Raw genomic sequence first — 1,882 nt, forward strand, 5'->3', positions numbered from 1 at the left:
GTCGGGGATGGGTCGGGGATGGGTTCGAAGGGCGGATCAGGGATCGCTGGGGGCCGCACCCTGATGTCGGGGCGCGGGCGTTCTGGTTCAGTGGGAACCAGGCGATTCCAGCGGGCGCGGGGCCTTCTACGGCACCGCTTGCGGTACGTGCACTACTGCAAGCCCGCGAGGTGGAGCAGGAGCGATTTCACATCGGTGGCCGCGACGTGGCCGCTGACGGCGTGGGGGGTGGAGCACAGGATGAGCGGACTTTCGTCCTCGCTCGTGGGGAGGCGGCCGTGGCTGCCTCGAATAGGCGAGGGGTCCAGGGGCACGACCGCCATGCGGTAGCGCATGCCGAGCTTCTTGCGGGCCAGGGCGCCCGCGGCCTTGACGCGGACGTAGGGGTCCTCGGGGTCCATGAAGAGCTCGACGGGGTCGTAGCCGGGTTTGCGGTGGATCTCGACGAGCTGCGCGAAGTCGGGCGCGCGGGCGTCGTCGAGCCAGTAGTAGTACGTGAACCAGGCGTCCGGCTCCGCGACGGCGACGAGCTCGCCGGCGCGTGGGTGGTCGAGCTGCTGCGCCTTCTTGCCCTCATCGTCCAGGAGCCGCTCGATGCCGGGGACGTCCGCGAGGGCGGCGCGGGTGACCTCCAGGTCCTCCGGGCGGCGGACGTAGACGTGCGCGATCTGGTGGTCGGCGACGGCGAAGGCACGTGAGGCCATCGGGTCGAGGTACTCCATGCCGTCCTGGGTGTGCACTTCGAGCAGCCCGGCGCGGCGCAGCACCCGGTTGATGTCGACGGACCGGTTCACGCGGGTGATGCCGTATTCGGAGAGGGCGACCACGGTGCGGCCCTCGGCCCTTGCGTCATCGAGGAGCGGGGCGAGGGCTTCGTCCAGATCGGCCGCCGCCTTGAAGGAGCGCGGGTCGTCGGGGCCGAAGCGCTGGAGGTCGTAGTCGAGGTGAGGGAGGTAGCACAGGGCCAGGTCGGGGTCGCGAGTGTCGATGATGTGCCGGGTCGCGTCCACGATCCACTGGCTGGACACCAGGTCGGCGCCGGGTCCCCAGAAGTGGAAGAGCGGGAAGGTGCCGAGTCTCTCCGTCAGCTCGTCGTGCAGTTCGGGGGGCCGGGTGTAGCAGTCGGGCTCCTTGCGGCCGTCGGCGTAGTAGACGGGGCGTGGGGTGACGGTGTAGTCGGTGTCCGCCCCCATCGCGTACCACCAGCAGATGTTGGCGACGGTGTAGCCGGGGTGGGCGCGGCGTGCGGCGTCCCAGAGCTTGTCACCGGCGACCAGGCCGTTGTGCTGGCGCCACAGCAGTACGTCGCCGAGTTCGCGGAAGTACCAGCCGTTGCCGACGATGCCGTGCTCGGCGGGGGTGGTGCCGGTGAGGAAGGTGGACTGGGCGGCGCAGGTCACGGCGGGCAGGACGGTGCCGAGCGGCGCCCGGGAGCCGGACCGGCCGAGGGCCTTGAGGTGCGGCATGTGGTCGAGGAGGCGCGGGGTGAGGCCGACGACGTCCAGGACGAGGAGAGGGGTGGGCCGGTCGTGGCGGCCGCTGGAGGGCTGGCTCATGGGAGTTCCTTCAGGCCGAGGTCCGTCAGCAGGTCGCGGGCGAGGGCGAGTTCGGCGGCGATGCCCTCGGCGAGCTGGGAGCGGCCGCGCGGGCGGAGCGCGGGCGGCAGGGCCTGCCAGGTGTAGGTCTCGACCTCCAGATGGCGGGTGAGGGGGACGGGACCTCCGACAAGGCGGGCGAGGGCGTCGCGCAGCACGGGGAGTGTGGAGGGGGGGGGGGGGGGGGGGGGGGGGGGGGGGGGGGGGGGGGGGGGGGGGGGGGGGGGGGGGGGGGGGGGGGGGGGGGGGGGGCGGGGGCCGCGTGCAGGGGGACGTGGAAGTGGGCG

At 72.8% G+C, this 1,882-nt stretch carries 1 protein-coding gene and 1 pseudogene; both read right to left on the reverse strand.

What is annotated here, in order from left to right; all coding sequences use genetic code 11:
- Positions 1-152: 152 nt before the first annotated feature.
- The gene (locus AB8Z36_RS38270; RefSeq protein ID WP_369217976.1) at positions 153-1,556 is read right to left on the reverse strand and encodes a nucleotide pyrophosphatase/phosphodiesterase family protein; all 1,404 of its coding nucleotides are present in this window, start codon (positions 1,554-1,556) and stop codon (positions 153-155) included.
- A pseudogene (locus AB8Z36_RS38275) lies at positions 1,553-1,786 on the reverse strand (metabolite traffic protein EboE); the annotation flags it as partial. The gene AB8Z36_RS38270 and the pseudogene AB8Z36_RS38275, both read right to left, overlap by 4 nt.
- Positions 1,787-1,882 lie beyond the last annotated feature (96 nt).

It is taken from the genome of Streptomyces flavofungini (assembly GCF_041028215.1).
In the GTDB taxonomy this organism is placed as follows: Bacteria; Actinomycetota; Actinomycetes; order Streptomycetales; family Streptomycetaceae; genus Streptomyces; species Streptomyces flavofungini_B.

Bases quoted from the DNA above. Each gene is read 5' to 3' on its own strand.
- AB8Z36_RS38270 (WP_369217976.1), bottom strand. From the start codon at position 1,556: ATGAGCCAGCCCTCCAGCGGCCGCCACGACCGGCCCACCCCTCTCCTC.